General features: G+C 41.9%; 28 protein-coding genes. 25 read left to right on the forward strand and 3 right to left on the reverse strand.

Annotation, left to right across the window (positions count from 1 at the left end; translation table 11 throughout):
* From opp4B to ODU41_RS00880, 7 genes are all read left to right on the forward strand, one after another.
* On the forward strand, nucleotides 1-957 hold the full coding sequence (gene opp4B, locus ODU41_RS00850) for an oligopeptide ABC transporter permease (protein ID WP_024389682.1): 957 nt from the start codon (nucleotides 1-3) through the stop codon (nucleotides 955-957).
* 13 nt (nucleotides 958-970) lie between these two features.
* Complete coding sequence (locus ODU41_RS00855) at nucleotides 971-1,873, forward strand: ABC transporter permease (protein WP_002942329.1); 903 nt, start codon at nucleotides 971-973, stop codon at nucleotides 1,871-1,873.
* Nucleotides 1,874-1,994: 121 nt separating this feature from the next.
* Complete coding sequence (locus ODU41_RS00860) at nucleotides 1,995-2,360, forward strand: Asp23/Gls24 family envelope stress response protein (protein WP_002939192.1); 366 nt, start codon at nucleotides 1,995-1,997, stop codon at nucleotides 2,358-2,360.
* 2 nt (nucleotides 2,361-2,362) lie between these two features.
* Nucleotides 2,363-4,027, forward strand: coding sequence for a DAK2 domain-containing protein (locus ODU41_RS00865; RefSeq protein ID WP_014638614.1), 1,665 nt, complete (start codon nucleotides 2,363-2,365; stop codon nucleotides 4,025-4,027).
* A gap of 100 nt (nucleotides 4,028-4,127) precedes the next feature.
* Nucleotides 4,128-4,568 (forward strand): tRNA (adenosine(37)-N6)-threonylcarbamoyltransferase complex ATPase subunit type 1 TsaE, encoded by a 441-nt coding sequence (gene tsaE, locus ODU41_RS00870; RefSeq protein ID WP_024376437.1) that lies wholly within the window; start codon nucleotides 4,128-4,130, stop codon nucleotides 4,566-4,568.
* Complete coding sequence (locus ODU41_RS00875; RefSeq protein ID WP_002939196.1) at nucleotides 4,561-5,088, forward strand: GNAT family N-acetyltransferase; 528 nt, start codon at nucleotides 4,561-4,563, stop codon at nucleotides 5,086-5,088. Before tsaE ends, ODU41_RS00875 begins: the two co-directional genes overlap by 8 nt.
* On the forward strand, nucleotides 5,085-6,278 hold the full coding sequence (locus tag ODU41_RS00880; protein WP_398578548.1) for an LCP family protein: 1,194 nt from the start codon (nucleotides 5,085-5,087) through the stop codon (nucleotides 6,276-6,278). The genes ODU41_RS00875 and ODU41_RS00880 overlap by 4 nt, the downstream gene beginning before the upstream one ends.
* Before the next feature lie 109 nt (nucleotides 6,279-6,387).
* Here ODU41_RS00880 and ODU41_RS00885 read toward each other — a convergent pair whose 3' ends face one another.
* Nucleotides 6,388-6,690: a hypothetical protein gene (locus ODU41_RS00885; protein ID WP_024385168.1), complete on the reverse strand. Its 303-nt coding sequence runs from the start codon at nucleotides 6,688-6,690 to the stop codon at nucleotides 6,388-6,390.
* A gap of 1 nt (nucleotide 6,691) precedes the next feature.
* Nucleotides 6,692-7,105 carry an HIT family protein gene (locus tag ODU41_RS00890; RefSeq protein ID WP_024385169.1) on the reverse strand — a complete coding sequence of 138 codons (414 nt, stop codon included), beginning with the start codon at nucleotides 7,103-7,105 and terminating at the stop codon, nucleotides 6,692-6,694.
* 62 nt (nucleotides 7,106-7,167) lie between these two features.
* On the opposite strand from ODU41_RS00890, the gene ODU41_RS00895 reads away from it, so the two are divergent.
* From ODU41_RS00895 to ODU41_RS00950, 12 genes are all read left to right on the forward strand, one after another.
* A complete protein-coding gene (locus tag ODU41_RS00895) occupies nucleotides 7,168-7,902 on the forward strand; it encodes an ABC transporter ATP-binding protein (RefSeq protein WP_002942356.1) in 735 nt (244 codons plus the stop codon).
* Complete coding sequence (locus tag ODU41_RS00900) at nucleotides 7,899-8,939, forward strand: ABC transporter permease (protein ID WP_024385170.1); 1,041 nt, start codon at nucleotides 7,899-7,901, stop codon at nucleotides 8,937-8,939. The genes ODU41_RS00895 and ODU41_RS00900 overlap by 4 nt, the downstream gene beginning before the upstream one ends.
* 49 nt (nucleotides 8,940-8,988) lie before the next feature.
* Nucleotides 8,989-9,783 (forward strand): cell cycle regulator CcrZ, encoded by a 795-nt coding sequence (gene ccrZ / locus ODU41_RS00905; protein WP_002942360.1) that lies wholly within the window; start codon nucleotides 8,989-8,991, stop codon nucleotides 9,781-9,783.
* Nucleotides 9,780-10,418 carry a tRNA (guanosine(46)-N7)-methyltransferase TrmB gene (gene trmB, locus ODU41_RS00910; protein WP_002939002.1) on the forward strand — a complete coding sequence of 213 codons (639 nt, stop codon included), beginning with the start codon at nucleotides 9,780-9,782 and terminating at the stop codon, nucleotides 10,416-10,418. Before ccrZ ends, trmB begins: the two co-directional genes overlap by 4 nt.
* A 499-nt stretch (nucleotides 10,419-10,917) precedes the next feature.
* Nucleotides 10,918-11,388 (forward strand): ribosome maturation factor RimP, encoded by a 471-nt coding sequence (gene rimP, locus ODU41_RS00915; RefSeq protein ID WP_002942369.1) that lies wholly within the window; start codon nucleotides 10,918-10,920, stop codon nucleotides 11,386-11,388.
* A 73-nt stretch (nucleotides 11,389-11,461) separates the two neighbouring features.
* Entirely contained in the window at nucleotides 11,462-12,604 is a 1,143-nt protein-coding gene (gene nusA, locus ODU41_RS00920) for a transcription termination factor NusA (RefSeq protein WP_004194726.1), read from the forward strand.
* Nucleotides 12,605-12,620: 16 nt separating this feature from the next.
* Nucleotides 12,621-12,917 (forward strand): RNase P modulator RnpM, encoded by a 297-nt coding sequence (rnpM, locus tag ODU41_RS00925; protein ID WP_002942375.1) that lies wholly within the window; start codon nucleotides 12,621-12,623, stop codon nucleotides 12,915-12,917.
* Complete coding sequence (locus ODU41_RS00930) at nucleotides 12,874-13,212, forward strand: YlxQ-related RNA-binding protein (protein WP_043028741.1); 339 nt, start codon at nucleotides 12,874-12,876, stop codon at nucleotides 13,210-13,212. Before rnpM ends, ODU41_RS00930 begins: the two co-directional genes overlap by 44 nt.
* Before the next feature lie 17 nt (nucleotides 13,213-13,229).
* Nucleotides 13,230-16,052 carry a translation initiation factor IF-2 gene (gene infB, locus ODU41_RS00935; protein ID WP_105179906.1) on the forward strand — a complete coding sequence of 941 codons (2,823 nt, stop codon included), beginning with the start codon at nucleotides 13,230-13,232 and terminating at the stop codon, nucleotides 16,050-16,052.
* 155 nt (nucleotides 16,053-16,207) lie between these two features.
* The gene (gene rbfA, locus ODU41_RS00940) at nucleotides 16,208-16,561 is read left to right on the forward strand and encodes a 30S ribosome-binding factor RbfA (RefSeq protein ID WP_002942382.1); all 354 of its coding nucleotides are present in this window, start codon (nucleotides 16,208-16,210) and stop codon (nucleotides 16,559-16,561) included.
* 124 nt (nucleotides 16,562-16,685) lie between these two features.
* Nucleotides 16,686-17,357: a hypothetical protein gene (locus ODU41_RS00945; RefSeq protein ID WP_024414044.1), complete on the forward strand. Its 672-nt coding sequence runs from the start codon at nucleotides 16,686-16,688 to the stop codon at nucleotides 17,355-17,357.
* Between the two features lie 167 nt (nucleotides 17,358-17,524).
* A complete protein-coding gene (locus tag ODU41_RS00950; RefSeq protein WP_024414043.1) occupies nucleotides 17,525-18,679 on the forward strand; it encodes a carbohydrate-binding domain-containing protein in 1,155 nt (384 codons plus the stop codon).
* A 35-nt stretch (nucleotides 18,680-18,714) separates the two neighbouring features.
* Here ODU41_RS00950 and ODU41_RS00955 read toward each other — a convergent pair whose 3' ends face one another.
* On the reverse strand, nucleotides 18,715-19,374 hold the full coding sequence (locus ODU41_RS00955; RefSeq protein ID WP_024385176.1) for a trimeric intracellular cation channel family protein: 660 nt from the start codon (nucleotides 19,372-19,374) through the stop codon (nucleotides 18,715-18,717).
* Nucleotides 19,375-19,606: 232 nt separating this feature from the next.
* Here ODU41_RS00955 and ODU41_RS00960 point away from each other — a divergent pair, with 232 nt between their 5' ends.
* The 6 genes from ODU41_RS00960 (at nucleotide 19,607) to ODU41_RS00985 (ending at nucleotide 26,549) form a co-directional block, all read left to right on the forward strand.
* A complete protein-coding gene (locus ODU41_RS00960; RefSeq protein ID WP_013730549.1) occupies nucleotides 19,607-20,575 on the forward strand; it encodes a thiamine pyrophosphate-dependent dehydrogenase E1 component subunit alpha in 969 nt (322 codons plus the stop codon).
* 52 nt (nucleotides 20,576-20,627) lie between these two features.
* Nucleotides 20,628-21,623: an alpha-ketoacid dehydrogenase subunit beta gene (locus ODU41_RS00965; protein ID WP_002942393.1), complete on the forward strand. Its 996-nt coding sequence runs from the start codon at nucleotides 20,628-20,630 to the stop codon at nucleotides 21,621-21,623.
* A gap of 341 nt (nucleotides 21,624-21,964) precedes the next feature.
* Nucleotides 21,965-23,353 (forward strand): dihydrolipoamide acetyltransferase, encoded by a 1,389-nt coding sequence (locus ODU41_RS00970; RefSeq protein WP_024385178.1) that lies wholly within the window; start codon nucleotides 21,965-21,967, stop codon nucleotides 23,351-23,353.
* A gap of 197 nt (nucleotides 23,354-23,550) precedes the next feature.
* The gene (gene lpdA / locus ODU41_RS00975) at nucleotides 23,551-25,311 is read left to right on the forward strand and encodes a dihydrolipoyl dehydrogenase (protein ID WP_029171016.1); all 1,761 of its coding nucleotides are present in this window, start codon (nucleotides 23,551-23,553) and stop codon (nucleotides 25,309-25,311) included.
* Between the two features lie 141 nt (nucleotides 25,312-25,452).
* Nucleotides 25,453-26,313 (forward strand): HAD family hydrolase, encoded by an 861-nt coding sequence (locus ODU41_RS00980; protein ID WP_074391676.1) that lies wholly within the window; start codon nucleotides 25,453-25,455, stop codon nucleotides 26,311-26,313.
* Entirely contained in the window at nucleotides 26,310-26,549 is a 240-nt protein-coding gene (locus ODU41_RS00985; RefSeq protein WP_029171014.1) for a SemiSWEET transporter, read from the forward strand. Before ODU41_RS00980 ends, ODU41_RS00985 begins: the two co-directional genes overlap by 4 nt.
* The last annotated feature ends 162 nt before the right edge of the window (nucleotides 26,550-26,711 follow it).

A 26,711-nucleotide genomic window follows, 5' to 3' on the forward strand; every position in this document is an offset into this window, starting at 1 on the left:
ATGTGGAAAACAGTATTACGTCGTTTACTCATGATGATTCCGCAGATTATTATCTTGAGCATCATTGCTTTCTTTGTTGCGAAGATGATGCCGGGGGATCCCTTTACAGGATTGATTGACCCAAATATCGATCCAGCAATCATCGAACAAAAACGGATTGCGGCAGGTTACTATGATCCAATCCCTGTTCAGTATTTCCGTTGGATTGGTAATCTTTTGCAGGGGGATTTTGGTCAAAGTATCCTCTTCAAGCAACCTGTTGTTGATGTTATCATGCAACGTTTAAACAACACTATTTGGTTGTCTTTATTGACGATGGTGTTGACTTATTTGATTGCTCTTCCATTGGGGATGATTGCAGGTCGTTACCAAAACTCGCTTGCAGATAAAATCATTGGCGTGTATAACTTCTTGACATTTTCAACTCCAACTTTCGTTTTTGCCATCCTTATGCTTTGGATGTTTGGCTTTAGTTTGGGTTGGTTCCCAACGCGTGGGTCGATTGACGGTGGTGTAGAAGGATTTGCAGCCATTCTCAGTCGCTTACACCATATGATTCTTCCAGCGATTACAATGGCAATTTTGTCAACAACAGTAACTATTCAATATCTTCGTACGGGGATTATCGATGCGAAGAGCCAGGACTATGTTCGTACAGCTCGTGCCAAAGGTGTTCCTGAGAGAGTTGTTTATAACCGTCATATCTTCCGTAATTCTATCTTGCCAATTGCATCTTTCTTGGGCTATGAATTGACAGGATTGATTGGTGGTTCTATCTTCATTGAAAATATTTTCACTTATCCAGGTATCGGTCAGTTATTCTTTAACTCTATTTCTAGTCGTGACTATAGTGTCATCTTGGCTTTGTTGTTGATATTTGGTATGGGTACCTTGTTGGGGACATTGATTTCAGATATTATCATGAGTATCGTGGATCCACGTATCCGTGTGAAATAGAAGGAGGAGTAAGGTGAGTAAAGAAAATAAAAAACAAGTACAATCTGCTTCAACTCCTCCAGGTGGCTTCCGTGTCATCGCGCGGGAGTTTATGAAGGATCGACTTGCATTGACTTCATTAATTATCTTAGTGACGGTTCTCTTGGCAGTCTTTATCGGAGCGCTTCTGTTGGATCAAGAACAAGTTATGAAAGTCAACCTTTTGGGACGTTACTTGGAACCAGGTGTTAACGGCTATATCTTGGGGACAGATGAAGGTGGTAAAGATATCTTTGGTCAGCTGATTATCGGTGCTCGTAACTCGATCATTATCGGTTTTACCATTACGATTATTACTAGTATTGTTGGTATCTCTATCGGTCTGATTTCTGGTTATTACGGTGGTCGTTTGGACGGATTCCTGATGCGTATTGTCGATTTCATCATGATTTTGCCGGTGACTATGTTGATTATTGTGTTCGTGACAGTTATCAAGAACTATACAATCTATCACTTCATTCTCATCATGAGTGCCTTTTATTGGACGGCCAAGGCTCGTCTATTCCGTACAAGGACTTTGTCAGAGGCAAGCTTGGATTATGTCAATGCATCAAAAACATTGGGAACAAGCGACTTCATGATTATGTTCCGTGAAATTTTACCAAACTTAAGTTCATTGATTATCGTTAACTTGACCTTGAACTTTGCGGGAAATATCGGTATTGAGACTTCGTTGACTTATCTTGGTTTCGGTCTACCATCGACAGTACCAAGTTTGGGTACCTTGATTGCCAATGCCCGCAATGCAGATATTTTGGAAAACAAGACATGGATTTGGTTGCCAGCAGCCATCTTCATCCTTGTGATGATGCTCTGTATCAACTATGTCGGACAAGCTTTCCAACGTGCAGCAGATGCTAAGCAGCGTTTAGGTTAATTGTGAAAAGGGTTCCTTTGGGAGCTCTTTTTTTGTAAAATCCGATGTAACAAGCTTGTTTTTTACAGAAAGCAGAAAATGTGGTAAAATGGAGTGATAAAACTATTTGAGGTAACGAATTATGACTGTTAAAATCAATACTAAAGACGGCCAAATCGAATTGACTGATGACGTGATTGCCACAGTTGTTGGCGGTGCTACGACTGAGATTTTCGGTGTTGTTGGGATGGCTAGTAAGTCTGCGATCAAGGATAATTTTCAAGCACTTTTGAGAAAAGAAAATTATTCTAAAGGTGTTGTGATTAAGACCTTGGAAGATGGTCGCATTGCAGTCGATGTTTATACTGTGATGAGCTACGGTGTAAAAATCAGTGAAGTATCTCGCAACATCCAAGAACGCGTTAAGTTCAACTTGGAAAATCAACTAGGTATCTCTGTAGATGCCGTCAATGTCTTTATCCAAAATATCAAAGTCGTAGGAGAATAATTGTGTCTAAAATTACAACTAGTTTATTTCAAGAAATGGTGCAGGCAGCATCAACTCGTCTGAATAAACAAGCCGAATATGTGAACTCACTCAATGTTTTCCCAGTTCCAGATGGGGATACTGGTACCAACATGGGGATGACTATTACCAATGGTGCTAAAGAAGTAGCAGATAAGTCTGCTTCTACTGTTGGAGAAGTTGCGCAAATTCTTTCTAAGGGCTTGTTGATGGGAGCTCGTGGAAACTCAGGTGTTATTACGTCGCAATTGTTCCGCGGTTTTGGTCAATCTGTTAAAGGCAAGGTTGAATTGGACGGTAAGGATTTGGCGCAAGCCTTTCAACATGGTGTAGAAGTGGCTTATAAAGCAGTTATGAAGCCAGTTGAAGGTACAATTCTTACTGTTTCGCGTGGGGCAGCCACTGCAGCTTTGAAAAAGGCAGAAGAGACTGATGATGCGGTTGAGGTCATGCGTGCCACTCTTGACGGTGCTAATCGTGCTCTTAAGAAAACGCCAGAGATGCTTCCAGTCTTGAAGGAAGTTGGCGTTGTCGATTCAGGTGGACAAGGTCTTGTTTACATTTATGAAGGCTTCTTGTCAGCTTTGACGGGCGAGTATATTGCTTCGGAAGATTTTGAGGCGACACCTGCTGTTATGTCTGAAATGATCAATGCTGAGCACCACAAGTCAGTTGCAGGTCATGTAGCGACTGAAGATATTACCTTTGGTTACTGTACAGAAATCATGGTAGCTCTTCGCCAGGGTCCTACTTATGTCAAGGACTTTGATTATGAAGAATTCCGTAACTATCTTAACGACCTTGGGGATTCCCTCCTTGTAGTCAACGATGATGAAATCGTTAAAGTCCATGTCCATACAGAAGATCCAGGTTTGGTCATGCAAGCGGGTCTTCAATATGGTAGCTTGGTCAAGGTAAAAGTGGACAATATGCGTGAGCAACATGAAGCTCAGGTTGAGAAAGAAGAAAGTTTCCAAAAACCGGCTGAACAAAAAGAGTATGCTATTATTGCGGTAGCTGCTGGGGAAGGTTTGACAGAAATCTTCAAATCACAAGGTGTTGACTATGTGATTTCAGGTGGTCAGACCATGAACCCATCAACAGAAGATTTTGTCAATGCTATTGAATTGGTCAATGCCCGCAATGTCATCTTGTTGCCAAATAACAAAAATATCTTGATGGCTGCTCAGACGGCTGCTGAGGTTGCAGAAGTTGCGGTTAAGGTTGTGGAAACTAAGACCCTACCACAAGGTTTTACTAGCTTGCTTGCTTTTGATCCAAGTCGTGATTTGGAAAGCAACTTTGAAGCGATGACGGCATCTCTCGCAGAGGTAAAAAGTGGTAGCGTGACAACTGCGGTCCGCGATACAACCATCGATGGTCTTGAAATCCATGAGAATGACAACCTTGGTATGGTTGATGGCAAGATTGTGGTTTCTAATCCAGATATGATGGAAACACTTGTCGCTACATTTGAGAAAATGCTGGATGAAGACAGCGAAATCGTGACGATCTATATCGGTGAAGATGGTAATGAAGAATTGGCTCAAACTCTTGCTGAACAGCTAGAAGAACAATTTGAAGATGTTGAGGTCGAAATCCATCAAGGAAATCAACCAGTCTACCCATATCTTTTCAGCGTAGAATAAACAAAATCGCAGGCTCTGGCTTGCGATTTTTTCTGTCGACTTGTCTACAATTTCCAGTAGACCTATGACAAACTACTGGGGCTATGGTATAATTAAAGACATGTATAGTCAGAATGAAAATGAATTGATTGCCATTGGTGAGAGAATTGGAAAAGCCTGTAAGCCAAATCAAGTTCTAGTATTATCAGGGGATTTGGGTGCTGGGAAAACAACTCTGACCAAGGGTTTGGCCAAGGGTTTAAAAATTGAACAGATGATTAAGAGTCCTACTTATACGATCGTTCGAGAGTATGAGGGGACCATGCCACTCTATCACTTAGATGTTTATCGAATTGGAGATGACCCTGACTCGATTGATTTGGATGATTTTCTCTATGGAGGAGGTCTAACGGTTATCGAGTGGGGAGAATTACTGGATGTCAGTCTATTTGATGACTATTTGCTCATTCGTATAGAGAAAGAGGGAGATGGTCGACGATTGACAGTCGAATCTCATGGGGCTCAAAGTAGCGATTTAGCGAAGGAGTTCCAAAATGTCTGAAAAAGAAGTGTATTTTAGTGAAGCTGAACCAGCTGATGCAGCAGCTTTTATTGATTTTATGAATCAAGTTGCTAGAGAAACGGATTATCTGGTCATGGATGAGACTGGTTTTCGATTTAGTGTTGATGAAATGGAGACCATCTTCGAGGCAGGAATCGAAAATCCTCGTGAATTATGCCTGTTGGCTAAGGTTGGTTCGGAAGTCGTCGGCGCAATTTCTGTTAAGTCCTCTAAGCAGTTTCGCATTAGCCATATCGGAAATATTTTTATTGCAGTAAAAAAAGCCTACTGGGGTCACGGTCTAGGGACGATTTTACTGGAGGAAGTATTGCATTGGGCAGAGGAAATGGATGTATTGAAGCGTTTGGAATTAACGGTTCAGGTTCGCAATCAGGCGGCAGTACATTTATACCAAAAACTAGGATTCAACATTGAAGGAACCCAGATACGTGGGGCTAGAACAGATGAAGGAGAATGGCTTGATCTTTATTATATGGGCAAGTTAATTGGTGAAGTATGACAATTGGAAAAAAAATATTCTTAATGTCTTTGGCTATTGTTGGTTTAACACTAGGTGCCGGCTTAATATACGGGGCCAGCTTGTTAAATTTTTCTACAGGTACTATTTCAAAAACCTATAAGCAGCTAGATGGAGAAAAAGAAATCACTCCTATTGATGCGACAGAACCCCTAACCATCCTACTGATGGGGGTGGATATGGACCAAGCGACCCGCGGGGGAGATTGGGAGGGTGGCCGTAGTGATTCGATGATTTTGGTAACTGTTAATCCCAAGACTAAGGAAACCAATATGATGAGCTTGACTCGTGATATTATGGTTGAGATTGCAGAAGCGAATGGAGAGTCTTCAGGAACGGTTGAAAAACTAAATCATTCTTATAGCTACGGACAGGCACCGATGGCCATTGCCACGATCGAAAAGATGATGGATATTAACATTGACCGTTATATCGAAATAAATATGGATGGTCTGATTGAGCTTGTTGATGCGGTTGGAGGTATTGAGGTAAACAATACTCTTGGCTTTCCTATATCCATTTCGGAACATGAGCCTGCATACACCTCTATTGTTCAGTCGGGGAAACAGTTAGTAAATGGGGATCAGGCGCTGGTTTATGCTCGGATGCGCTATGATGATCCTGAGGGGGATATCGGACGTCAGAGACGCCAACGAGAAGTTATCACGGCTATTATAAAAAAACTCCTCCAGTTAGATGGTTTGACCCAGTATAAGAAGATTCTGACCGCCATCTCCAATAATATGCGAACCAACATTGAGATTAGTCCTGCGACAATTCCAAGCCTCCTGGGTTATAAAGACTCGGTCTCTAAGTTGAATTCCTATCAGTTGCGCGGTGTGGACCAAATGGTTGATGAAATCTATTATCAATTACCAACCAGTACACATCTATTGGAAATGCAAAATATTCTGAAAAAATCTATCGGCTTAGAAGAAAATACCGACTTAGTCACAAACGTGAAGGTCTACGAAGGACAGATGGGATTGCCAAGTCCAATAAACGTTTATGATGTATATACAAATCTCTTGCTGTTAGAAGCAAGTCCATGGGCAGAAAGCTTGGATCCAGAAATAGGGAGTCCATCGGCTACTACGACTGTGACAACAGAAGAGCAGGTAACCGATTTTTCAACAGAGCCAGTACTTGGTGATGAAAACGGGTCACAATAATGTAGTCATTCAGTTTTTCTTTTATTACTTTGACGAGCGAGTACTAAAAGCCTATAAAAATAGAGGTTGCAAACAACCTCTATTTTTATATATTTGGAAATTCCCTATGTCAGGGAGTGCTATTCTCATTCTGGTATTTTTTGAGAACCTGTTGGATTTCTTCCAAGTTTCCTGCAATACTTTGCTGATAGACTCGAGTCTTATATTGTAAGTCAGAAGCCATTTCCTGCAAGGGTTCTTGAAAACTTTGGATAATGGCAAGTTGTTCCTGGATATTGTCCTTGCTCAGTTGAATATCTGATAGAAGTTGTTTGGTTCCCTTTATTTCTTTAGTAATTTTATCCCGATGCGTGACTGCAAGGAAGCTGGCGGTAGCGGCGCTTACGGCTAAAATGATATTACGAAGTTTCATATTATTCTCCTAGATAGAGCTCTTGTGCCAGTTGAGCCAGGGCTGGGAAGTCAGGGTCGTTGGCTTTAAATTGAATGCTCAATCCATCTTGATTGTTAAAGCGTGGTAAGAGATGGATGTGTGTATGAAAGACAGTTTGCCCAGCGGCCTCCTCGTTATTATTAACGATGTTTAGACCACTAGCTCCAAGTTTTTCTTTTAACTGACGAGCGATGGTTGGCACAACAGAAAAGAGTGTGGCTGCAGCTTCTTTATCCATATCAAGCACGTTTCGGTAGTGTTTTTTAGGAACAACCAATGTGTGTCCTTTTGTGACCTGAGTGATGTCTAAAAAGGCTAATACTTGGTCATCTTCGTAGACTTTTGAAGCTGGTATTTCTCCAGAGATAATTTTGCAAAAAATACAATCCGACATAATGGCAACCTCTTTCTAGGATTTTTGTTATAATAATTATATCAAATTGTAGGAAGAATTGTATGTTAGAAGTAAAAAATGTAACTGGAGGATATGTCAATATCCCAGTTTTGAAAGATGTATCTTTTACCGTTGAGGATGGTCAATTAGTTGGTCTAATTGGTTTAAATGGTGCAGGGAAATCAACAACTATTAAGGAAATTATCGGTCTTTTGACCCCCTATCAAGGGCAGATTGCAATTGACGGCCTAACTTTGCTACAAGGGGCTGAAAATTATCGGAAGAAGATTGGGTTTATCCCTGAAACACCAAGTTTGTATGAAGAACTAACCCTCAAAGAGCACTTGGAAGTGGTAGCAATGGCCTATGATTTATCTTGGGAGCAAGCTTGGGGACGTGTTGAGCACTTGTTAAAACTGTTTCGCTTGGATGAGAAATTGGACTGGTTTCCTGTCAATTTTTCAAAGGGAATGAAGCAGAAGGTCATGATTATTTGTGCTTTTATGGTGGAGCCGAGTCTGTTGATTGTTGATGAGCCTTTTCTGGGATTAGACCCCGTGGCTATCTCTGACTTGATCGCTCTTTTGGAGGAAGAAAAATCTAAGGGCACTTCAATTCTCATGTCCACTCACGTTCTTGACTCAGCTGAGAAAATGTGCGACTCTTTTGTGATTTTACATCAGGGACAGGTCCGTGCAACTGGAAATTTGGAGGAGCTACAAAGCGCATTTGGTATGGATGGTGCAAGTCTGAACGAAATTTATCTGGCCTTGACGCAAGAAGGAGTGGCTGGATGAAAGAATTGTTTCAACAACGCCGACTAGATTTTTTAAATCGTTGTTCCAAGTATCTGCGCTATGTTCTGAATGACCATTTTGTTTTGGTTCTCATGGTTTTATTAGGCTTTTTGAGTTTGCAATACCGTCAATTATTGTTGTCATTCCCTGAGAATCCGTTGCCGATTATTTTGGTGGTTATTGCAATCAGTCTACTGGTACTAGTGTCTGGAAGAATTGCGACTTATCTAGAAGAAGCAGATCAAATCTTCCTATTGACCAAGGAAAAAGACATTCTGCAAGGACTCGAGGTTGCAGCTAGACGCACGGTCTTGTTTTGGTCCTCTATACAGGTGGTGGTTCAGCTTGTTTTGTTACCAATCTATTTGAAACTGGGTTTACCGGTGTGGATGATTGTAGCTGGTCTTCTTACTTTGTTGGTTTTAAAATGTCTTTTTGTCAAGCGCCGATTAGTGGCTTATCAGTCACAGGGAGTATTGGACTGGTCTAAGGCTATTCAAGATGAACAAAAAAGGAAACAGTCTATTTTACGTTTCTTTGCCTTATTTACAACGGTTAAAGGAATCAGTACGACTGTTAAACCGAGAAGCTATCTCAATGGAATCTTGCGTCTCGTCAAGTCGAGACAGACTTGGTTTTATCTCTACTTACGGGCTTTCTTGCGTTCAGGAGACTACTTGGGCTTGACGATACGTCTACTGTTGTTGGCGATTTTGTCCCTATTTGCCATTGAAGAATCGTGGTTATCCATCGGCCTAGTTTTAGTCTTTCATTATTTGCTTGTCTTCCAGTTGTTGGGGCTTTACAAGCATTATGATTATCAATATATAACACAACTGTATCCTCTGGAGAAAGATTCCAAGAAAATTGGTCTTCAGAATTTGCTTAGAGTGATTTTATATAGTCTATTAGTAGTGGAATTGGGCTTTGCTCTGCTATTTTCTAAAGAGAATGCGATGGTAGTCGTCTTACTTCTCGTGGGGATTTTCTTGCATGAAATATATTTGCCTCTAAAATTAAAAAAATTGATTGACTAAATAGACGAAAATTAGTAAAATAGTAAGGAATTTTTAAAGGAGGAAAGGCATGCAGTTTGATACCAGTGGGCTACAATTACAGTCTATTGCAGGAAATAGTGGCAAAGCGTTTAAAGGCCTACGGTCAGACGGAACGCCAGTCTTTGTGAAGTATGAGATGCCTCCGATAGTGTCTGCTCTTGCGCGTGAGCAAATTACACCACCCGTTTTGTCAGCAAATCGTGAAGTAGGAATGGGGCATCGTGTAGAGCAGGAGTGGTTGAATGGTCGTACCTTGGAGCGTCAAGATATGACTAGTAAACAGATTCGTCAAATACTGGTGAGAATGCACTATTCTCGCATTTTGCTCAATCAGGCTTTGCAGATGAATTATACCTATATGGAACCTCAGGATTTGGTTTATCGTTGGCAAAAAGAGGCGCCAACTAGATTGGGACAGAATTCTTATCTGCAATCTATCTGTCAAGATTTATTGAATAATCTACCAAGATTCCGTCAAGAGGTGGCAACATTTGTTCACGGAGATTTGCATCATAGTAACTGGGTAGAAACGACGTCTGGTTTGGTGTATTTGACAGATTGGGAGACCGCTTGTGTAACGGATCGGATGTTGGATGTTGCCTATATTTTGACGCATTATATTCCTCGTCAGTCCTGGGAAGAGTGGCTTCGGGCTTATGGCTACAAATATAACAGCACAGTATTAAATAAGGTTTATTGGTATGGCCAGCTTGGCTATCTAAACCAAATAGCTAAGCATGTAGAAAGCTACAATGTTTTGGCTGCAAATAAAGAAATTTATGCTCTACGGCAATTCCGTCAGAGTTTCTATAAGGAAGTATGAGAGTTAGAAATCGTAAGGGAGCGAGTGAGCTTCTAGCAAACAATCCCCAGTATGTTATCTCCAATCCAGAGGAGTGTAAGGGGAAATGGGCAGAGATTTTTGGAAACAATAATCCTATCCACATAGAAGTTGGTTCTGGTAAAGGTCGCTTTGTCACTGGTATGGCTGCGCAAAATCCAGATATCAACTATATTGGTATTGATATTCAGATGACCGTGTTAAGCTATGCCTTGGACCGTGTGCTTGAAGCTGGCTTACCAAATATAAAATTATTGCAGGTGGATGGTTCGAGTTTGACCAACTATTTTGCACCGGCAGAAATAGATCAGCTTTATCTGAATTTTTCAGATCCATGGCCTAAGAAACGTCATGAGAAACGCCGTTTGACCTACAAGTCATTCTTGGATACCTACAAGGAAATCCTACCTGAGAAGGGAGAAATCCACTTCAAAACAGATAATCGTGGTTTGTTTGAGTATAGCCTGGCTAGTTTTTCTCAATATGGTATGGTCTTGAAGCAAGTTTGGCTAGATTTGCATGCTGATGGTTTGGAAGGCAACGTTATGACAGAGTATGAGGAGAAATTCTCAAACAAGGGTCAAGTCATCTATCGTGTGGAAGCACAGTTTCAATAATTCCCTTAGTGGAAAATGAGGAGAGGTCTAACAGAGACCTTTTTCCTTTGTCGAATAAACTATAGTCATTCAGTTTTTCTTTTATTACTTCGACGTAAGAGGAAACTCCGTTTCCTTATTTCTAACTTCAAACACTCCACTGGATTGTTTGAACTCGCTTTGCCGTACTCTGCAGGGGTGACTTGCTCCGCAAGTGCTATCTCCAACCTCCAAAGGTTCCCCAAACCTTTGGAGAGAGTACTAAAAGTAAACTAAAAGACTATAAATGTCTATAATCCATCGTTTTCCTTTACAAATAGGGATAGATATGATAAAATAATGGAAGTGAATAATGAGAAAAGGGGTTGGCGTCAGTCAACCCTTTCCCTGTACACGGATTTCTGTATATAGAATAAATGATAGTACAAGGGAGTTTACTGTCAAAGGAAATAGAGAGTCCTGGATAGTGCAAACTATTTGAGTAATGTATTTCTAGCGACTGTAAAAATAGGAGGTGTTTATGTCATCAATTATTGAATTGGTCACAGCAGCAATTACCCCCGCTATTCAAACTCCTTACGAGTTGGTAGATGTGGAATATGGTAAAATGGGCGGTGACTATGTCCTATCGATTTTTGTCGATAAGGAGGGTGGAATTTCCCTTCAAGATACAGCAGATTTATCCGAAAAGATCAGTCCGATTTTGGACACTATCAAACCAGACCCATTTCCAGACCAATACATGCTGGAGGTAACAAGTCCAGGTTTGGAACGTCCTTTAAAAACGGCAGATGCTGTTGAGAAGGCGGTTGGAAAGTACATCCATGTCAAGCTCTATCAGGCAATTGATAAAATCAAGGTTTTTGAAGGAACGTTGCTCTCCTTTGATGGAACAGACCTGATTATGGAGTATATGGATAAAACTCGTAAGAAGGAAGTAACTATTCCTTACCAGACGGTGGCTAAGGCCCGTTTGGCTGTTAAGTTATAATACTTTTTCATGAGTATTTTATAAAGATATTAGACTTTAAGAAAGGACCTTTTGAGCGCAAAAGGAAAACAACATGAGTAAAGAAATGCTAGAAGCCTTCCGTATTTTAGAGGAAGACATGGGTATTAACAAAGCGGATATCATTGATGCAGTTACAGAGTCGCTTCGTTCAGCTTATAAACGCCGTTATGGTCAATCAGAATCAGCAGTGATTGAATTTGACGAGAAAAAAGGCGATTTCCATGTATTTACTGTTCGTGAAGTAGTAGATGAAGTATTTGATAGCCGACTAGAAATTAGTCTAAAAGATGCCTTGGCTATTTCATCAGCTTATGAAATGGGTGACAAAATTAAATTCCAAGAAGACCCAGCGGAATTTGGACGTGTAGCTGCTCAATCAGCTAAACAGACCATCATGGAAAAGATGCGCAAACAAAAGCGTGCCATTACCTTCAATACCTACAAGCAACATGAAAATGAGATTATGTCAGGTACGGTAGAGCGTTTTGATAATCGCTTTATCTATGTCAACCTTGGTACGATTGAAGCACAATTGTCAAAACAAGACCAAATTCCTGGTGAGGTTTTCCAATCTCATGATCGCATCGAAGTCTATGTCTACAAGGTAGAAGACAATGGTCGTGGTGTTAACGTATTTGTCAGCCGTAGCCATCCAGAAATGATCAAACGCCTCATGGAACAGGAGATTCCAGAAGTATACGATGGAACAGTTGAAATCATGAGTGTTGCTCGCGAAGCTGGAGACCGTACGAAAGTGGCTGTTCGTAGCCATAATCCAAACGTAGATGCTATTGGTACTATCGTTGGTCGTGGTGGTTCAAATATCAAGAAAATCACCAGCAAGTTCCACCCAGCTCGTTATGATGCTAAGAATGACCGTATGATTCCTACTGAGGAAAATATTGACGTTATCGAGTGGGTAGCAGATGAAGCGGAATTTATCTACAATGCCCTCGCTCCTGCTGAAGTTGACCAAGTATTGTTTGACACGGAAGATGGAAAACATGCTACAGTCGTTGTACCAGATGATAAATTGTCATTGGCAATTGGTCGTCGCGGTCAAAACGTTCGTTTGGCAGCACATTTGACAGGATTCCGTATCGACATCAAGTCAGCATCGGAGTATGAAGCTTTTGAAGCAACTCAATATGCAACAGACGAAGTTGTAGAAGAAGTCGCAGAAGAACAAGAGTAAGGCAAAAGGAGCAACCATGGCAAAAGCTAGAAAAATACCCTTGCGCAAGTCTGTGGTGTCCGGTGAAATCATCGACAAACGGGATTTGCTCCGTATTGTAAAAAATAAAGAAGGTCAAGTATTTATCGATCCAACAGGCAAGGCAAATGGTCGTGGAGCTTACATCAAGCTTGACAATGATGAGGCAAGCCAAGCTAAGAAACGTCGTGTCTTTGATCGTTCCTTTAGTATGGAAGTGGCCGAAGAATTTTACGATGAATTAATTGCCTATGTTGATCATAAGATCAAGAGGAGAGAACTTGGACTCGAATAAGAGACAGAAAATCTTAAATTTATTAGGTTTGGCCCAGCGAGCTGGTCGCCTGGTTTCGGGTGAGGACCTGGTTGTTGAAGCTATTCAAAAAGGGCAGGCAAAGTTGGTGTTTTTAGCCGAAGATGCTGCTGGAAATTTAAGTAAAAAAGTAACAGATAAAAGTCATACCTATCAAGTAGAAGTTGTAACAGTGTTTTCAACACTGGAATTGAGTGCAGCTGTCGGCAAGGCTAGAAAAGTTCTTGCAGTGACAGACGCTGGATTTACAAAGAAGATGAGGTCTATTATGGAATAGAACAGGAGGACAAGGCATTGTCTAAGAAGAGATTGAATGAAATAGCCCGTGAATTAGGCGTAAGCAGTAAGGAAGTTGTTGCTAAGGCTCAAGAATTGGGTTTTGAAGTCAAAAGTCATGCTTCAAGCGTAGATGAAGCAAGTGCTAAACGCCTTGCAGAAAGCTTTGGGGGACAAAAATCAGAGGCAACTAAAGTTGCGGCAAAAGTTAGCAAGCCTGAGAAGGTTGATGAAACTCCAAAAGTGGAAACAGCTAAGGTAGAAGAAGCTAAGGAAACACAGCCAGTAGTAAAAGAAGAAGTTGCGGCAAGCGCAGTACAATCAGCTCCACATCGTCCACAGAGTCGAAACTTTAAGGCAGAGCGTGAAGCGCGGGCCAAAGAGCAGGCTGCTAAGCGAGCTCAGGGTCAAGGAAAAGGTGGTCAAGCTAAATCTGGTCAGGACCGTCGTGACAACCGTCAACAAGGTCAGGGACGTTCAAACAATGAGCGAAATGATCGCCGCGACAATCGTCGTGACCAGCGTCCAGAAGAGCGGAAAGACAACCGATTTGGAGACCGTCGCGATAATCGAGACAACCGTCGTCAGGACAATCGTTCAGGTCGGTCAGCTCGCTTTGAACAAAGAGAGGCTGCAAAACCAGCGGGACCTAAAATTGACTTCAAAGCGCGTGCTGCTGCTTTGAAAGCAGAACAAAATGCGGAGTATGCTCGTACCAGTGAAGAACGTTTTCGTCAGGCTCAGGAAGCTAAAAAGCAACCTAAGAAGCCAAAAGAAATTAAGTTTGAAGAACCGGTTGTGGAAAGCAAACCATTTGTGAAGCCTGCACCTGTTGCATCGGTACCAGAGCAAGTTGCAGAAACTACTGTAGATACCCGTCGTAAGAAACAAGCTCGACCAGATAAAAAACGTGACTTTAATAGTGACGAAGAAGATGGTCCACGGAAACAACAAAGAAATCGAAATAGTCAAAATCAAGTGAGAAATCAAAGAACAAGTAACTGGAATAACAACAAGAAAAATAAAAAAGGCAAGGCTAACCAACCTGCCAAACCTGTCACAGAACGCAAGTTCCACGAATTGCCAACTGAATTTGAATACACTGCTGGCATGACCGTCGCAGAAATTGCAAAACGAATCAAACGTGAACCTGCTGAAATTGTGAAAAAACTCTTCCTTATGGGAGTTATGGCGACTCAAAACCAATCTTTGGATGGAGATACTATCGAACTCCTCATGGTTGATTATGGTATTGAAGCGAAAGAAAAGGTAGAGGTCGATAACGCAGATATTGAGCGTTTCTTCGTAGAAGAGGGTTACCTCAATGAAGAAGAGATGACAGAACGCCCACCTGTTGTGACTATCATGGGACACGTTGACCATGGTAAAACAACCTTGTTGGATACCCTACGTAATTCTCGTGTTGCTACTGGGGAAGCTGGTGGTATCACACAGCATATCGGTGCCTACCAAATTGAGGAAGCTGGTAAGAAAATTACCTTCTTGGATACTCCAGGACACGCGGCCTTTACTTCTATGCGTGCACGTGGTGCATCTGTTACCGACTTGACCATCCTAGTCGTTGCTGCAGATGATGGTGTCATGCCACAAACGATTGAGGCTATCAACCACTCAAAAGCAGCTAATGTGCCAATCATTGTAGCTATCAACAAGATTGACAAGCCAGGTGCAAACCCAGAGCGTGTCATCGGTGAATTGGCTGAGCATGGTGTTATCTCAACCGCTTGGGGTGGAGAATCTGAATTTGTAGAAATCTCAGCTAAGTTTAACCAAAACATTGATGAATTGTTGGAAACTGTTCTTTTGGTTGCTGAAATCCAAGAACTGAAGGCAGACCCAACTGTTCGTGCGATTGGTACAGTTATCGAAGCGCATTTGGATAAAGGGAAAGGTGCGGTTGCAACCCTCCTCGTTCAACAAGGGACACTTAATGTTCAAGACCCAATCGTTGTCGGAAATACCTTCGGACGTGTTCGTGCCATGACAAACGACCTTGGTCGTCGTGTTAAAACTGCTGGTCCATCTACACCGGTATCTATTACTGGTTTGAACGAAGCTCCTATGGCAGGCGATCACTTTGCAGTTTACGAGGATGAGAAATCAGCTCGTGCAGCAGGTGAAGAACGTGCTAAACGTGCTCTTCTTAAACAGCGTCAAGCAACGCAACGAGTTAGTCTTGAAAACCTCTTTGATACCCTTAAAGCAGGTGAGGTTAAGTCAGTTAATGTGATTATCAAGGCCGACGTACAAGGTTCTGTTGAAGCTCTTGCATCATCGCTTCAAAAGATTGAAGTCGAGGGAGTACGTGTCAATATCGTCCACTCTGCAGTTGGTGCTATCAATGAATCAGATATTACTCTTGCGGAAGCTTCAAATGCTCTTGTGATTGGTTTCAACGTTCGTCCAACAGCTGAAGCGCGTAGCCAAGCTGAAGCAGATGATGTTGAAGTACGTCTTCACAGCATCATTTACAAGGTTATCGAAGAGATGGAAGATGCTATGAAAGGTATGCTTGATCCAGAATATGAAGAAAAAATCATTGGTGAGGCAATCATTCGTGAAACCTTCAAGGTATCCAAAGTTGGAACGATCGGTGGTTTCATGGTCGTACGTGGTAAGGTTACCCGTGATTCAAGTGTTCGAGTTATCCGTGATGGTGTTGTAGTATTTGATGGTAAACTAGCTAGTTTGAAACGCTATAAAGATGACGTGAAAGAAGTTGGTAATGCCCAAGAGGGTGGTTTGATGATTGAGAACTACAACGACTTGAAAGTTGATGATACCATTGAAGCTTACATCATGGAAGAAATCAAAAAATAATATTTTCTCACTGTCAAAGTCATAGACAAGTGATTTTGTCGAGGAAGTGACAATTTAATAGATTTTAGTAGGTTTTAAAGCAATAGTTTTTAATCTACTTGGATTATTCAAGCTGGGGAAACTCAGCTTTTCTATCATCTAAGAAAGGAAAGAATATGGCGAATCATTTTCGTACAGACCGTGTCGGGATGGAAATCAAGCGCGAAGTCAATGAGATTTTGCAAAAGAAAGTTCGTGATCCACGTGTGCAGGGAGTGACTATTACAGATGTTCAGATGGTCGGCGATTTGTCAATGGCCAAGGTTTACTACACAATCATGAGTAATTTGGCATCCGATAATCAAAAAGCACAAACGGGTCTTGAAAAAGCGACGGGAACCATTAAGAGAGAACTTGGTCGTAAGTTAACTCTTTATAAAATTCCGGATTTGGTCTTTGAAAAAGACCAATCAATTGAGTACGGCAATAAAATTGACCAAATGTTGCGTGCTCTTGATCAGAAAGATTAACAACAAAAGTCGGATGGGAACATTCGGCTTTTTTTGCTCGGATGCTTTGTCCATATATGGTGGCGTTTACAAGCCCTCGAAAAGATGTTATACTAAGACCAAAGATAGAGCACAGGAGGAAGTTATGAAAACATTTATTAGTAAACTGATGTTAGTGTCCACGGTTGTACTATTAGCTGCTTGTCAGTCTAATCAGGTAAAAGGTGGTGAGAGTTCTAGTTCTAGTGCTTCAAGCCAAGTTTCAGATAGTTCTAGTTTGCAGCAAGCGTCAACAATAGCATCTAGCTCCGAGACGCAAGCATCCTCAGTGACCACTCCTGAGCTAAGTGCGGTATACCAATCAGTTATTGATCGTTATCAAGCGAATATGGGGCAGCCTGCTGAGGCAATCAATCAGGATGAGGTCAGTAGCTATCTGAGCTTATTAACTAGTCAGGGGCAAGAATACAGTGGAATATTTTATAGTTTGTATGATGTCAACCATGATGGTACAGAGGAGCTGCTTCTAGCTTTGGACAAGTCGGGAGAATATGTCTTAATTGACCTCTATACTCAACTTGCCGATGAGAGTCTACGCTTGGTGGATAATTTCCGCAATCTTGGATTTGAAATTGGACCGGACGCCCTACTTCGTCCTTTACAGGATGGAACATACTTATTTGAAGGAGATGGTGTTTTTCGCATTTATCAATACAATGCGATGATTCCAGGTTTAAAACGCATTTCTGAATCAGATACCAATCCTGAAACTTCTCCCTTGCTTGAGTTGAAAAGCTTGCATTGGGTTAAGTTATAGATTTTATCAATGATTATTCCTAGGCTGGATTTCCCGGCCTTTTGTAGTTCCTAGAACTTTAAGTTTTCTTTTGGCAATCTTTAATCTTTCTTTTAGGAAGGAAAGGTAAACTAGGAGCATATCAGGAAGGGATACGACTTCCTAAAGAAAGAAAAGGAATCTTTATTATGAAAACAAATCTTAAAAAATTACTTTACTCTGGTGTTACTCTTATGAGTCTTGGTGTCTTAGCAGCATGTTCATCTACTTCAAGTTCAACGACGACTTCAAGCTCAGCAGCAACTAGTCAGACAAGTGTAGCGACAACTTCAAATAATAGCACTTCATCAGATTCGAGCTCGTCATCTATTGACTGGTCAGCCCTTCCAACGACAGAAGTGACGCTTTCAAATGATGGCTTGAAAATTACTGAGGGAGGAACCTATATTTTGACTGGTTCAACAACAGCTGGTGTAACGGTTGAAACAGATGCCAATGTTCGCATCATTCTAGCAGGTGCTGAGATTTCAAGTTCAGAAACTGCAGCAATCAATGTTATTAATGCTGATAATGTTGAATTGGAAATCAAAGATGGTACGACGAATACAGTGAAAGATACCAGTAATCATACAGATACCAACATTGAGGGGGCTATCCATGTTGAAGCAGATTTGACCATCACTGGTAATGGTAGCTTGACAGTTGAGGGGAACTTCCAAGATGGTATTGTATCGACGGACGACCTTGTCGTGAATTCAGGAAACATTACCGTCACTGCAGTGGATGATGGTATCCGTGGTAAGGATTCATTGACAATCAATGGTGGTACAATCAATGTAACAGCAGGTGGTGATGGTATCAAGTCAACCAATGATACAGATACTACCAAAGGTTATACAACTATCACAGGTGGTGAAATTACTGTAAAAGCAGGTGATGATGGTATTAAAGCGGAGACGGCTTTGACAATTGACGGAGGTACCATTACAGTATCAGAATCTGCTGAGGCACTTGAAGGTACTAACATCACGATTAATGGTGGTACATTAGATGTTTACGGTTCAGATGATGCTATTAATGCGGCAAGTACAACGTCATCAGATATCTTTATCAAGGTAACTGGCGGTGACTTGAAAGTGGCTGTAGGTAGTGGAGATACGGATGCCTTTGATGCTAATGGAGACATTTATATCTCCGGTGGGACAATTGATGTAACAGCTCAATCTGCTTTTGACTTCGATGGAACTGCTGAATTGACAGGAGGTACTGTGACAGTTAACGGTGAGCAGATTACTCAAATCACAGCAACAGGACCAGGTGCAGGTGGTCACGGTGGCTGGTAATCAATAATAATACAAAAAGGTCTGAGTTGACGAACTCAGACCTTTCGTTTGCTTTCCATATTGGGAAGATTGATTTTGTATTTAATTACCAATAATCGAATGATTAAAGAAATGGTAAAAATAGTGATGAAGGTTGGAATTTGTGGTAATTTCCAATTTACAACGCAAAGATGATAGAGGACTCCTGAGAAAAATGCAAGGACAGCATAGACATCTTCTTTAAGAACAATAGGTGTTTCATTGACGAGTAAATCACGGGCGATTCCGCCTCCGACACCTGTCAAAGCTGCCAGAATACCACTGGTTAGAGCGTTTAGCTGGAGAGAGATGCCAGTACTGGCTCCAATGAGGGCGAAGATGGCTAGACCGATTGCATCAAAGATAAGGTTTGTCTGGGAAAGGAAATGAATCATCTTCTTATCAAGTGGTTTGTCCTGCTTTAGATTGATAACAATCAAGTACATGCTAATCGCTACTCCGAGAGATAAATAGATGGCTGTAGGATCGGTCAGAGCAGTAGGAATGCGATTTGCCATCGTATCTCGAATAATTCCCCCACCAACGGCGGTAATGATGCCGAGCAAGCTAATTCCAAAAATATCTAACTTTTTCTTAAATCCTTTTACGGCCCCCGAAACAGCAAATGCGATAGTGCCTACGTAGTTACAAATCATCAGAAATAAATCGAATTCCATAAGAACCTCCGTACCTATATTAACAGAAAGAAAGACGGCGTGCAAGCTCATTTTAAAGTTTGTGAAAAAAGTTTCAAACAAGGAAAATAAATCTTTTTGGAATTTGTGAAAAAACGCACTAAATCAAGGTTTTCACGAAAATTTCTGTAAAAAGAAAACGGTTCAATTACTTGCCATTTGTGAAATATTGGTCTATCATAGTACAGAAAGAGAAAAACCTTTGGAGGAAATTATGGTATCTATCACAAAAGAACAACATTTGGACATGTTCTTGAAAATGCAACAAATCCGTGATGTTGATATGAAATTAAATAAATTAGTGCGTCGCGGTTTCGTACAAGGTATGACTCACTTCTCAGTCGGTGAAGAAGCTGCAGCTGTTGGACCTATTGCTGGATTGACAGATGAGGACATCATCTTCTCACATCACCGTGGTCACGGTCACGTTATTGCAAAAGGTATTGACATCAATGGCATGATGGCTGAGCTTGCTGGTAAGGCAACTGGTACATCAAAAGGCCGTGGTGGTTCTATGCACTTGGCAAACGTTGAAAAAGGAAACTTTGGTTCAAACGGTATCGTAGGTGGTGGTTATGCCCTTGCAGTTGGTGCAGCCCTTACGCAACAATACCTTGGTACAGATAACATTGTTATTGCCTTCTCAGGTGATTCAGCTACTAACGAAGGTTCCTTCCATGAATCAATGAACTTGGCGGCAGTTTGGAACTTGCCAGTTATCTTCTTCATTACAAACAACCGCTACGGTATCTCAACAGATATTTCTTACTCAACTAAGATTCCTCATCTCTACCAACGTGCAGCAGCATACGGTATTCCAGGTCACTATGTTGAGGATGGTAACGACGTTATTGCTGTTTATGAAAAAATGCAAGAAGTTATCGAGTACGTTCGTGCAGGAAATGGTCCTGCCATGGTCGAAGTTGAGTCATACCGCTGGTTTGGTCACTCAACTGCAGATGCAGGTGTGTACCGTACAAAAGAAGAAGTCAACGAGTGGAAAGCAAAAGACCCACTTAAGAAATACCGCAAATACTTGACAGAAAACAAGATTGCGACAGACGAAGAATTGGATGCCATCGAAGCACAAGTTGCAGAACAAGTAGAAGCATCTGTGAAATTCGCACAAGAAAGCCCAGATCCAGACATCTCAGTAGCTTACGAAGATGTGTTTGTAGACTAGTCTACTGTTCAGATTGAAGAAAATTTTTGATATAAGTAGGAGAAATTTTAAAATGGCTGAAACAAAAGTAATGGCCTTGCGTGAAGCGATTAACTTGGCTCAGAGCGAAGAAATGCGTAAGGATGAAAAAGTATTCTTGATGGGTGAAGACGTCGGTATCTACGGCGGTGACTTCGGTACATCTGTTGGTATGTTGGACGAGTTTGGTCCAAAACGCGTTCGCGACACGCCTATCTCTGAGGCAGCAATCGCTGGTTCTGCGGTTGGTGCGGCTCAAACGGGTCTTCGTCCAATCGTTGACTTGACTTTCATGGACTTCATCACAATTGCCCTTGATGCGATTGTTAACCAAGCGGCTAAAACCAACTATATGTTTGGTGGTGGCTTGAAAACACCTGTAACCTTCCGTGTGGCATCTGGATCAGGTATCGGTTCAGCGGCACAGCATTCACAATCTCTTGAAGCTTGGTTGACTCACATCCCAGGTATCAAAGTTGTTGCACCTGGTACAGCTAACGATGCAAAAGGTCTCTTGAAATCATCTATCCTTGACAACAACCCAGTTATCTTCTTGGAGCCAAAAGCTCTTTACGGTAAAAAAGAAGAAGTGAACTTGGACCCAGATTTCTACATTCCACTTGGTAAAGGTGAAATCAAACGTGAAGGTACGGATGTAACCATTATTTCATACGGTCGTATGTTGGAACGTGCCTTGAAAGCGGCTGAAGAAGTGGCTGCAGAAGGCATCAGCGTAGAAGTGGTTGACCCACGTACCCTTATCCCATTGGATAAAGAATTGATCATCGAATCTGTGAAGAAAACTGGTAAGGTTATCTTGGTTAACGATGCTTACAAAACAGGTGGTTTCATCGGTGAAATCGCATCAATCATCACAGAAAGCGAAGCCTTTGACTACTTGGATGCACCAATCATCCGTATCGCTTCAGACGATGTACCAGTTCCTTACGCAAACATTCTTGAAAACGCAGTATTGCCAAACGTAGAGAAAATTAAAGCGGCAATCTACAAGCAAGTAAACAAGGGTTAATCTTATCGTCATTCGCTTATCTTTTCTGGCTGTGTTGATTTGGCTTGCCTAAGGTCAGTTATGCCTGAACCAAATTGACTTGTCAGAAAAGCAATCGGAAAGACGATAACCTTAATATGCTAGAAATAAAATATTCTAGCATGACTAAGAATGCTTGGAAAAGAATTAAGCCACTTCGCTTGTCGAAGTCTGGTTTGGTTCTTGACAAGGTAAGAAACTGAAAGAAAGGATTAGAACACGAACTAAATGCTCGGAATTTAGATAGTCCGCCTTAGATGTGAAGCATCCTGCGTTGGACTCCTAAAATTCGGTCGCATTTGGACGTTCTTTGTATCATAATTATGGCTATTGAAATCATTATGCCTAAGCTCGGTGTGGACATGCAAGAAGGTGAAATCATCGAGTGGAAAAAACAAGAGGGCGATTTCGTCAATGAAGGCGACGTCATCTTGGAAATGATGTCTGACAAGACCAGCATGGAGCTGGAAGCAGAAGAGTCAGGCGTCCTATTGAAAATTGTTCACGGAAACGGTGCTACCGTTCCTGTAACAGAAGTTATTGCCTACATCGGTGCTGAAGGTGAGACGGTTGAAGCCGGCGCTTCAGCTGCACCTGCTGTTGAACCAGCAGCGGCTATTGAAGAAGTACCTGCTGGTCGTACACCAGTGATTGTTGCTCCTGCACCTGCTGCCAAACCACAAGGTGGTGGCAAGGTTCGTGCGACTCCAGCAGCACGTAAATTGGCGCGTGAGCTTGGAATCGATTTGGGTCTTGTTCCAGGAACAGGTGCTAACGGTCGTGTCCACAAGGTTGACGTCGAAGACTTCAAGGGAGCAGCTCCCAAAGCAACTCCGCTTGCAGCCCGTATTGCAGCAGACCAAGGTGTTGACTTGTCAACCCTTACAGGTTCAGGTGTCAACGGTAAGATTGTCAAGAACGACGTTCTTGCAGTACTTGCTCCTGCAGCTGTAGAAACTGCTGCTCCAGCACCAAAAGCAGAAGAAAAACCAGCTAAAGAATTGCCAGAAGGCGTTGAAATCATCAAGATGAGCCCAATGCGTAAGGCAATTTCAAAAGGTATGGTCAACTCTTACTTGACAGCTCCAACCTTTACGCTTAACTACGATATCGACATGACCAACCTCATGGCACTTCGTAAGCAAGTCCTTGAGCCAATCATGAACAAGACTGGTTTGAAAGTAACCTTTACAGACTTGATTGGTCTTGCGGTTGTTCGTACTTTGATGAAAGAAGAACACCGTTATATGAACGCATCTTTGATTAACGATGCACAAGAAATCGAATTACACAAGTTCGTCAACCTTGGTATCGCAGTAGGTCTAGATGATGGCTTGGTGGTGCCAGTTGTTCACGGTGCAGATAAGATGAGCTTGTCTGACTTTGTAGTGGCTTCGAAAGATGTCATCAAGAAGGCTCAATCTGGTAAGTTGAAGGGGGCTGAAATGTCAGGTTCGACCTTCTCTATCACCAACTTGGGTATGTTTGGTACTAAAACCTTTAACCCAATCATCAACCAACCAAACTCAGCAATCCTTGGTGTAGCATCAACTGTTCAAACACCAGTTGTTATCGACGGTGAAATCAAAATCCGTCCAATCATGGCACTCTGCTTGACCATCGACCACCGTATCATTGATGGTATGAATGGTGCTAAGTTCATGGTTGACTTGAAGAACTTGCTGGAAAACCCATTGGAATTGTTAATCTGATAAGGTTTTGTTGGTCAAAAATAAAGGAATGTAGATTTCTGAATAGAAAATAAAGAAAGGGAATAAGAGCGAGAGAGTTTTAGCAATTGAACCCGAGCGGAAAGCTCGGAAAAATAGATAAATCGTTTAGAAAATCAGGATTTTCTACGATTTCCTAATTTTTCAGTCGCTTTCTCTTCGCTCTTGGTATCTTAAACATGGCTATTGAAATTATTATGCCGAAACTTGGTGTAGATATGCAAGAAGGCGAAATCATCGAGTGGAAAAAACAAGAGGGTGATTTTGTCAACGAAGGTGATGTTATCTTGGAGATGATGTCAGACAAGACAAGTATGGAATTGGAAGCGGAAGAATCAGGTGTTCTTTTGAAAATCGTTCACGGTAACGGTGCAACTGTTCCTGTAACAGAAGTCATTGCTTACCTTGGTGCAGAAGGTGAAACAGTTGAAGTGGGTGCTGCACCTGCTCCAGCTGAAGTTGCTCAAGCAACTGCTGACTTGAAGGCAGCTGGTTTGGAAGTGCCTGCAGCTCCTGCAGCAGCTCCACAAGCTCCTAAGGCTGAATTGGCAGCTGATGAGTACGACATGGTTGTTGTCGGTGGTGGTCCTGCTGGTTATTATGCAGCTATTCGTGGTGCTCAATTGGGCGGTAAAATCGCTATCGTTGAGAAATCAGAATTTGGTGGTACTTGCTTGAACAAGGGTTGTATCCCAACTAAGACCTACCTTAAAAACGCTGAAATCCTTGATGGCTTGAAGATTGCTGCTGAGCGTGGTATCAACCTTGCTTCAACCAACTACACCGTTGACATGGACAAGACAGTTGACTTCAAGAACAAGGTTGTCAAGACATTGACTGGTGGCGTTCAAGGTCTCTTGAAAGCTAATAAAGTGACTATCTTCAACGGTCTTGGTCAAGTAAACCCTGACAAGACTGTTGTCATTGGCGACAAGGTTATCAAAGGTCGTAGCATCATTCTTGCAACAGGTTCTAAAGTATCACGCATCAACATCCCAGGTATTGATTCTAAGTTGGTATTGACTTCTGATGATATCCTTGACTTGCGTGAAATTCCTAAGTCACTCACTGTTATGGGTGGTGGCGTAGTCGGTGTGGAACTTGGTTTGGTTTACGCATCATACGGCACAGAAGTGACCGTTGTTGAAATGGCTGACCGTATCATTCCAGGTATGGACCGCGAAGTGTCTGTTGAATTGCAAAAAGTCCTTTCTAAGAAAGGTATGAAATTCTTGACATCTGTTGGTGTATCTGAAATCGTTGAAGCCAACAACCAATTGACAATCAAATTGAACGACGGTTCAGAAATCGTGTCTGAAAAAGCCCTTCTTTCAATCGGTCGTGTACCACAATTGGCTGGTCTTGAAAATCTGAACCTTGAACTTGACCGCGGTCGTATCAAGGTCAACGAGTACCAAGAAACTTCTATCCCAGGTATCTATGCACCAGGTGATGTCAATGGTACTAAGATGTTGGCACACGCTGCTTACCGTATGGGTGAAGTGGCAGCTGAAAACGCAATCCACGGTAACCACCACAAAGCTAAATTGGACTTCACACCAGCAGCGGTTTACACACACCCAGAAATCGCTATGGTTGGTTTGACAGAAGACCAAGCGATCGAGAAATACGGTAAAGAAAATATCCTTATCGGTCGCAACAGCTTCACTGGTAACGGTCGTGCAATCGCTTCTAACGAAGCACATGGTTTCGTAAAAGTTATCGCTGATAAGAAATACCATGAAATCCTTGGTGTTCACATCATCGGTCCAGTTGCAGCTGAAATGATCAACGAAGCAGCAACTATCATGGAATCTGAGTTGACAGTTGACGACGTGGCAGCATCTATCCACGGTCACCCAACCTTCTCGGAGGTTATGTATGAAGCCTTCCTTGATGTTCTTGGTGTTGCGATTCACAACCCACCAAAACGTAAATAATATAATAAATGAAAAGAAAGTCCAAGTGGCTTTCTTTTTTTGCATGTTCATAGGATAGTATCAATCTTTCGCAGTTTTGGACTGTTATTTGATAGAAAAACAGACTATACTTGTAGTAGAAAAAAGGCAAGGAGAATAAAGATGCGCAAGATTATTTTTTTAGATGTTGACGGGACCTTGGTTGACTATCACAATCGGATTCCAGAAACAGCTATTCGGGCTATTCGACAAGCTCGTGAAAATGGGCACTTGGTCTATGTCTGTACTGGTAGGAGCCGAGCGGAAATGCAGCCAGAACTATGGGAAATTGGCCTGGACGGAATGATTGGCGGCAACGGCTCCTATGTAGAGCATCAGGGAAAGGTCGTTATGCACCAACTCATTTCTAAGGAAGACGCAAAAGCTGTTGTAGACTGGCTCCATGAACGTGGTTTGGAATTTTATCTGGAAAGCAATAATGGCCTCTTTGCTAGTGAGAATTTCCGTGAACGGGCTCGTGAAACCTTGAAAATCTATGCCATGAACAAGGGGAAAACAGCTGAGGAGGTCGCTAATCAAGAGGTAGAAGATGTCATGCATGGAATGGTATTTGATGGAGAATTGTACCGAGATGATTTGAATAAAATCAGTTTTGTACTCGATTCCTACCAGGATCATTTGGACTCCAAGGCGGCGTTTCCACGGTTAGTAGCTAATACCTGGGGTGGTCGCGGAGAGACGGCGCTATTTGGTGATTTAGGTGTGAAAGATATTGACAAGGCACATGCGATTGATGTTCTGTTGGAACACCTTGGAGCCAAAAAAGAGGATACCATCGCATTTGGAGATGCTAAGATTGACATCCCTATGCTGGATTACTGTGCGATTGGTGTCGCTATGGGAAATGGCGGAGCGGAAATCTTGGCTATGGCTGATATGGTGACGGACGATGTAGAACATGACGGTCTCTATAATGCTTTCGAAAAATTGGGATTGTTAGAAAAACAGGAGGGGGTAATATGATTGGATTTGTAGCGGCTTGCTTGACAACTTTTGGATTTTTGCCACAGGTCATACAGGTAGTAAAAACGAAGGAAACTCAGGCTATTTCACTCGGAATGTATAGTATGTCTGTCACAGGTATCGGTCTATGGTTAATCCATGGCATTTTGATAGGAGATGCGGCACTCATCGTTGCGAATAGTATTTCCTTTGTTTTATCTGGTATTATTCTGTTCTATAAACTGCGTTACAAATAAGATTTTTAAACCGCTTGCAAAACCGCTTACAATCTGATAAGATAAGAGTAGGATTGTTACTGATAAGCAGGCAAAACCTAAGTAGATAGTGAAGGGTCTGGCAACAGTCGTATTTGCTATATGCTTGGGTTCTTTTTTATCAGTCGAAAAAAGAGGCGGTAA

Source organism: Streptococcus sp. 2022WUSS083 (genome assembly GCF_044427155.1).
GTDB classification, from domain to species: domain Bacteria; phylum Bacillota; class Bacilli; order Lactobacillales; family Streptococcaceae; genus Streptococcus; species Streptococcus hashimotonensis.

Bases quoted from the DNA above. Each gene is read 5' to 3' on its own strand.
- opp4B (WP_024389682.1), top strand. From the start codon at position 1: ATGTGGAAAACAGTATTACGTCGTTTACTCATGATGATTCCGCAGATT.
- ODU41_RS00860 (WP_002939192.1), top strand. From the start codon at position 1,995: ATGACTGTTAAAATCAATACTAAAGACGGCCAAATCGAATTGACTGAT.
- tsaE (WP_024376437.1), top strand. From the start codon at position 4,128: ATGTATAGTCAGAATGAAAATGAATTGATTGCCATTGGTGAGAGAATT.
- ODU41_RS00875 (WP_002939196.1), top strand. From the start codon at position 4,561: ATGTCTGAAAAAGAAGTGTATTTTAGTGAAGCTGAACCAGCTGATGCA.
- ODU41_RS00880 (WP_398578548.1), top strand. From the start codon at position 5,085: ATGACAATTGGAAAAAAAATATTCTTAATGTCTTTGGCTATTGTTGGT.
- ODU41_RS00885 (WP_024385168.1), bottom strand. From the start codon at position 6,690: ATGAAACTTCGTAATATCATTTTAGCCGTAAGCGCCGCTACCGCCAGC.
- ODU41_RS00890 (WP_024385169.1), bottom strand. From the start codon at position 7,105: ATGTCGGATTGTATTTTTTGCAAAATTATCTCTGGAGAAATACCAGCT.
- ODU41_RS00895 (WP_002942356.1), top strand. From the start codon at position 7,168: ATGTTAGAAGTAAAAAATGTAACTGGAGGATATGTCAATATCCCAGTT.
- ODU41_RS00900 (WP_024385170.1), top strand. From the start codon at position 7,899: ATGAAAGAATTGTTTCAACAACGCCGACTAGATTTTTTAAATCGTTGT.
- ccrZ (WP_002942360.1), top strand. From the start codon at position 8,989: ATGCAGTTTGATACCAGTGGGCTACAATTACAGTCTATTGCAGGAAAT.
- trmB (WP_002939002.1), top strand. From the start codon at position 9,780: ATGAGAGTTAGAAATCGTAAGGGAGCGAGTGAGCTTCTAGCAAACAAT.
- rimP (WP_002942369.1), top strand. From the start codon at position 10,918: ATGTCATCAATTATTGAATTGGTCACAGCAGCAATTACCCCCGCTATT.
- nusA (WP_004194726.1), top strand. From the start codon at position 11,462: ATGAGTAAAGAAATGCTAGAAGCCTTCCGTATTTTAGAGGAAGACATG.
- rnpM (WP_002942375.1), top strand. From the start codon at position 12,621: ATGGCAAAAGCTAGAAAAATACCCTTGCGCAAGTCTGTGGTGTCCGGT.
- ODU41_RS00930 (WP_043028741.1), top strand. From the start codon at position 12,874: ATGTTGATCATAAGATCAAGAGGAGAGAACTTGGACTCGAATAAGAGA.
- rbfA (WP_002942382.1), top strand. From the start codon at position 16,208: ATGGCGAATCATTTTCGTACAGACCGTGTCGGGATGGAAATCAAGCGC.
- ODU41_RS00945 (WP_024414044.1), top strand. From the start codon at position 16,686: ATGAAAACATTTATTAGTAAACTGATGTTAGTGTCCACGGTTGTACTA.
- ODU41_RS00950 (WP_024414043.1), top strand. From the start codon at position 17,525: ATGAAAACAAATCTTAAAAAATTACTTTACTCTGGTGTTACTCTTATG.
- ODU41_RS00955 (WP_024385176.1), bottom strand. From the start codon at position 19,374: ATGGAATTCGATTTATTTCTGATGATTTGTAACTACGTAGGCACTATC.
- ODU41_RS00960 (WP_013730549.1), top strand. From the start codon at position 19,607: ATGGTATCTATCACAAAAGAACAACATTTGGACATGTTCTTGAAAATG.
- ODU41_RS00965 (WP_002942393.1), top strand. From the start codon at position 20,628: ATGGCTGAAACAAAAGTAATGGCCTTGCGTGAAGCGATTAACTTGGCT.
- ODU41_RS00970 (WP_024385178.1), top strand. From the start codon at position 21,965: ATGGCTATTGAAATCATTATGCCTAAGCTCGGTGTGGACATGCAAGAA.
- lpdA (WP_029171016.1), top strand. From the start codon at position 23,551: ATGGCTATTGAAATTATTATGCCGAAACTTGGTGTAGATATGCAAGAA.
- ODU41_RS00980 (WP_074391676.1), top strand. From the start codon at position 25,453: ATGCGCAAGATTATTTTTTTAGATGTTGACGGGACCTTGGTTGACTAT.
- ODU41_RS00985 (WP_029171014.1), top strand. From the start codon at position 26,310: ATGATTGGATTTGTAGCGGCTTGCTTGACAACTTTTGGATTTTTGCCA.